The following is a 5,054-nucleotide window of genomic DNA, read 5'->3' on the forward strand; positions in this document are numbered from 1 at the left end:
TCGGTGCCGATCACCTTGAGCTGTTCCATACGAAACACGCCTCCCAATCTGCCGTGTGCCGCCATGGTGTCACGCCCCGGCCCCACACCCGGGAATATCCAGGGCGCGCCGCGAGTTTCACGGGTCGGCCGTAGGCGCACGCTGGGCGTCCGCCGAGAGCATTTGCGAAAAGGCATCCCGTCATGCAAACTATGGCCGCCCGATCGGGCGAACATGCACGCTGAACTGGAAGTAGAGACGTTCGAGAATGGCCACCGATTACGACGCACCGCGCAAGACCGAGGATGACAGCGAGTCGATTGAGGCGCTCAAAGAGCGCGTGCCCGACAAGCTCTCGGGCGCCGTTGACGTCGAGGATTCCGACAACCCGTCGGGGTTCGAGCTCCCCGGCGCCGACCTCTCCGACCTCGAGCTCGACGTGGTGGTGCTGCCCCCGCAGGAAGACGAGTTCACCTGCTCGAACTGCTTCCTCGTGAAGCACCGCTCGCAGCTCGACCACGATGGCGCCGATGGCGCCGTGTGCCTGGAGTGCGCGGCGTAATACCCGTCAGACGCCCGACCGTGCGGCGCGGATCACCGCGCTGAGACGGTCGGGCGTTCTGCTTGACAGCAGCCACATCGGGGCGGGGTCACGCGGATCCTCGAGCGGGATGCGCACGAGGCCGTCGATGCCGGGACGCACGAGCATCCACGCACGCGTGTCGAGCTCCGGCCCGCGTGCGGCGCGCGCCGCCTCGCCGACGAGGGCTTCAGGGTCGCCCAGAAAGCGCAGCTCGATCTTCGCCCGACCCGCGTAAAGCCAGCCGTCGCGCACCTCGATCACGGGGGAGAGGCCCATCATGAGGGCGACCACTGCGACCGTGATCACGCCTCCCACGACCAGGCCCACCGAAGGGTCGAACGCCGTGAGGACGAGAGCGGCCATCGGGCCGACCACCGCGGCGCTCACAAGCACCCAGAGCGAGGGACTGAGCCGCTCGCGATACGCGTATGCCGGGCGCGTGCCGGCCTCTGTCTTCTGCATTAGCCTCTTGTGGTGACCGATTCCGTGGACGTCCCCATTGTTGCATCCGAGGTGCCGGCATACGCCCATCCCGGCGACGCGGGAGCCGACCTGGTCTCGACCGAAGCCGCGCGTCTCGAGCCCGGGCAGCGCGCGCTGATCGGCACCGGCGTGCGCATCGCGCTGCCGGAGGGCTATGCCGCCTTCGTCGTGCCGCGCAGCGGTCTCGCGGCCAAGCACGGCATCACCATCGTCAACGCGCCGGGCACGATCGACGCAGGCTACCGGGGCGAGATCAAGGTCGCACTGCTGAACACCGACGCCAGCGAGCCCTACGACATCGGTGTGGGCGACCGCATCGCGCAGCTGATCGTCATGCCGGTGCCGCGCGCGCGGTTCATCCCCATGACCGAACTGCCCGACAGCGTCCGCGGGGTCGGCGGCTTCGGCTCTACGGGCTACGACAAGACAGGAACCGACGCATGAGCGACGAAACCCCGCAGGGCGATTCCGCCTCGAAGGCCGCGCCCGACGACCGTGCCACCAACGGGCCGTTCGACGAGTCGGAGGCGAACCCGGTACGCCCGTACATCGACCTGGGTGGCATCAAGGTGCTGCCGCGCGAGGGTCTGAATCTGCGTCTCGAGGTGGAGGAGCAGACCAAGCGCATCGTCGCGGTGGGTCTGGACTACGCCGACTCGACGCTTCAGGTGCAGCCCTTCGCCGCCCCGCGCTCCACCGGGCTGTGGGACGAGACCCGCGAGCAGATCCGCCAGCAGGTGCGCCAGCAGGGCGGACGCGTCGAGGAGCGCGAAGGTCCCCTCGGCCCGGAGCTGCTCGCCGAGGTGCCTGTCGTGGCAACCGGCGACGGCACGCCCGCGGGGATGCGCCTGGCCCGCTTCGTCGGCGTGGACGGCCCCCGCTGGTTCCTTCGCGGGGTCATCGGTGGCGCTGCGACCTCCGACACGGATGCCGCAGCGCGCGTGGAGGATCTGTTCCGCTCGCTCGTGGTCGTTCGCGGCAGCAGCCCCATGCCGCCGCGGGACCTCATCCCCCTGAAGATGCCCGCCACCCCGGGCAGCGCGTGAGCACTCCGTCCGAGGGGCCGGGCACCACACCGCCCGAGCCCGAGCCGCGCGCGAGCGACATCCTGGGGCAGGCGCTCGGCGGCGCCGCACGTCGTGCGGGTCTGGACCCGAACGAGGAGCGACCGACCGGCCACGTCGTCTGGCACGCCATGGGCGGCTGGCGGGGCGTCGCGGAGTCCGTGCTGCCGGGCCTGGTGTTCGTCGTCACCTACACCCTCACCTACGACCCTTCGACCGATGAGTCGAACCTGCCACTCAGCCTGGGGCTGTCGGTCGGCCTCGCGCTGGTGCTCACCGTCATCCGGCTCGTTCAGCGCACCCCGCCATCGGCGGCGCTGGGCGGACTCATCGCCACCGCCGCGGCCGCCGCGCTGGCACTGTTCACCGGGCGCGGTGAAGACAACTTCATCCCGGGCTTCATCACGAACGCCGCGTACGGGACGGCCCTGCTCGTCTCGGCCCTCATCGGCTGGTCGCTCATCGGACTCGCCGCCGGCTACCTCATGGGTGAAGGAACCGCCTGGAGACGTGACGCCCGTAAGCGCCGCGTGTTCTTCTGGCTCACCCTGGCCTGGTCGGCATTGTTCTTCACCCGCCTCGCCGTGCAGCTTCCGCTGTACTTCGCCGGCGACGTCACCACCCTCGGGACCCTCAAGCTCGTCATGGGCCTGCCGCTGTTCGCACCGCTCATCGCGGTGACGTGGCTGGCCGCGCGCGCTCTCTACCGCCCTCGCCCGGAGTGATACATTTATCTTGATATCAAGATAAATGTCACCCCGGATGGGTAAGGCGCGCCTCACTAGCCGCGATCTGCCGCGCCGGGGGAAGATGGAGGGCGGGCCTGTGTACTGCCCGTTCCCGCGGCCGACGAAGGAGACACGCGTGTCCAGTGTTGACAGCTTCGGTGCCAAGAGCACCCTGACGGTCGGCAGCACCGACTATGAGATCTTCCGCATCGAGACGGTGCCGGGATACGAGAAGCTCCCGTTCAGCCTCAAGGTGCTGCTGGAGAACCTGCTGCGCACCGAGGACGGTGCGAACGTCACCAAGGAGCAGATCCAGGCGCTCGGCTCCTGGGACCCCGCTGCTCAGCCCGACACCGAGATCCAGTTCACGCCCGCACGCGTGGTCATGCAGGACTTCACCGGCGTGCCCTGCATCGTCGACCTCGCCACCATGCGCGAGGCCGTCACGGCCCTCGGCGGCGACCCCAACAAGATCAACCCGCTCTCGCCGGCCGAGATGGTCATCGACCACTCGGTCATCGCCGATCTGTTCGGCACGCCCAACGCACTCGAGCGCAACGTCGAGATCGAGTACGAGCGCAACGGCGAGCGGTACCAGTTCCTGCGCTGGGGCCAGACCGCGTTCAACGACTTCAAGGTCGTCCCGCCCGGAACCGGCATCGTGCACCAGGTGAACATCGAGCACCTTGCCAAGGTCGTCTACGACCGTGAGGTCGACGGCGTGCTGCGTGCGTACCCCGACACCTGCGTCGGCACCGACTCGCACACCACGATGGTCAACGGCCTCGGCGTGCTCGGCTGGGGCGTCGGCGGCATCGAGGCCGAGGCCGCTATGCTCGGCCAGCCCGTGTCGATGCTGATCCCGCGCGTCGTGGGCTTCAAGCTCACCGGCGAGATCCCCGCCGGCGTCACCGCCACCGACGTCGTGCTCACCATCACCGACATGCTGCGCAAGCACGGCGTCGTCGGCAAGTTCGTGGAGTTCTACGGCGCCGGCGTGGCATCCGTCCCGCTGGCCAACCGCGCCACCATCGGCAACATGAGCCCGGAGTTCGGCTCCACCGCGGCCATCTTCCCGATCGACGACGTCACCCTCGAGTACCTGCGCCTCACCGGTCGCCCGGAAGAGACCGTCGCCCTGGTCGAGGCGTACGCGAAGGCGCAGTCGCTCTGGCACGACGCCGACCGCGAGCCCGGCTTCAGCGAATACATGGAACTCGACCTCTCCACGGTCGTGCCGTCCATCGCAGGCCCGAAGCGCCCGCAGGACCGCATCCTGCTGTCGGAGGCCAAGACCCAGTTCCAGCAGGACATCCTCAACTACACCGATTTGACCGTCGAGGACGCCGTCGAGGTCGAGGGCACGTTCCCGGCCTCCGACCCCGGCACCGCTCCCGGCGTCGAGCACGAGACCGTGTCTGCGGACGGCGTCTCGCACCAGCACGAGGACCAGCACGCCGAGTCCGCTCTGCTGTTCAGCGGCTCAACGCACCCGGCATCCAACCCGGTCAAGGTGACGCCCCCGGAGGGCTCGCCCTACCTGCTCGACAACGGCGCGGTGACGCTCGCGGCCATCACGTCGTGCACCAACACGTCGAACCCGTCCGTCATGATCGCCGCCGGTCTTCTCGCCCGCAAGGCGCGCGAGAAGGGCCTCAAGCAGAAGCCGTGGGTCAAGACCACGCTCGGGCCGGGCTCGAAGGTCGTCACCGACTACTACGAGAAGTCGGGGCTCGACAAGGACCTCGAGGGTCTCGGGTTCTACACCGTCGGCTACGGGTGCACGATCTGTATCGGCAACTCGGGCCCGCTCATCGAAGAGGTGTCGCAGGCGGTCAACGACAACGACCTCGCCGTCACCGCAGTGCTCTCGGGCAACCGCAACTTCGAGGGTCGCATCAGCCCCGATGTGAAGATGAACTACCTCGCGTCGCCGCCGCTGGTCGTGGCCTACGCCCTGGCCGGGTCGATGAACTTCGACTTCGAGACCGACGCGCTGGGCAAGGACACCGACGGCAACGACGTGTTCCTGAAGGACATCTGGCCCGCCACCGACGAGGTGCAGGAGATCATCGACTCGTCGATCTCGCGCGAGCAGTTCATCAAGCAGTACGCGACGGTCTTCGACGGCGACGAGCGCTGGCAGACGCTGCCGACGCCGACCGGCCCGATCTTCGAGTGGGATGAGGACTCCACCTACGTCCGCAAGGCGCCGTA

Annotated in this window: 6 protein-coding genes; 5 read left to right on the forward strand and 1 reads right to left on the reverse strand. The window is 68.4% G+C overall.

All coding sequences use genetic code 11. The annotated features are described in order from the left end of the window. The first annotated feature begins 247 nt into the window (after positions 1-247). On the forward strand, positions 248-541 hold the full coding sequence (locus NQ160_RS18165) for a DUF4193 domain-containing protein (protein WP_257516535.1): 294 nt from the start codon (positions 248-250) through the stop codon (positions 539-541). Between the two features lie 6 nt (positions 542-547). On the opposite strand, the gene NQ160_RS18170 is transcribed toward NQ160_RS18165, so the two are convergent. Further along, positions 548-1,024: a DUF3093 domain-containing protein gene (locus NQ160_RS18170; protein ID WP_257516536.1), complete on the reverse strand. Its 477-nt coding sequence runs from the start codon at positions 1,022-1,024 to the stop codon at positions 548-550. Positions 1,025-1,036: 12 nt separating this feature from the next. On the opposite strand from NQ160_RS18170, the gene dut reads away from it, so the two are divergent. From dut to acnA, 4 genes are all read left to right on the forward strand, one after another. After that, a complete protein-coding gene (gene dut / locus NQ160_RS18175) occupies positions 1,037-1,489 on the forward strand; it encodes a dUTP diphosphatase (RefSeq protein WP_257516537.1) in 453 nt (150 codons plus the stop codon). Next, positions 1,486-2,091: a DUF3710 domain-containing protein gene (locus NQ160_RS18180; protein WP_257516538.1), complete on the forward strand. Its 606-nt coding sequence runs from the start codon at positions 1,486-1,488 to the stop codon at positions 2,089-2,091. Before dut ends, NQ160_RS18180 begins: the two co-directional genes overlap by 4 nt. Beyond that, positions 2,088-2,834, forward strand: coding sequence for a DUF3159 domain-containing protein (locus NQ160_RS18185; RefSeq protein ID WP_257516539.1), 747 nt, complete (start codon positions 2,088-2,090; stop codon positions 2,832-2,834). The genes NQ160_RS18180 and NQ160_RS18185 overlap by 4 nt, the downstream gene beginning before the upstream one ends. A 139-nt stretch (positions 2,835-2,973) precedes the next feature. Further along, the coding region (acnA, locus tag NQ160_RS18190) for an aconitate hydratase AcnA (RefSeq protein WP_308211494.1) at positions 2,974-5,054 on the forward strand (2,081 nt) is incomplete at its 3' end.

It is taken from the genome of Microbacterium sp. zg.Y909, assembly GCF_024626565.1.

Excerpts from the sequence above, each read along its gene's own strand:
- NQ160_RS18180 (WP_257516538.1), top strand. The coding sequence starts at position 1,486 with ATGAGCGACGAAACCCCGCAGGGCGATTCCGCCTCGAAGGCCGCGCCC.
- NQ160_RS18170 (WP_257516536.1), bottom strand. The coding sequence starts at position 1,024 with ATGCAGAAGACAGAGGCCGGCACGCGCCCGGCATACGCGTATCGCGAG.
- NQ160_RS18165 (WP_257516535.1), top strand. The coding sequence starts at position 248 with ATGGCCACCGATTACGACGCACCGCGCAAGACCGAGGATGACAGCGAG.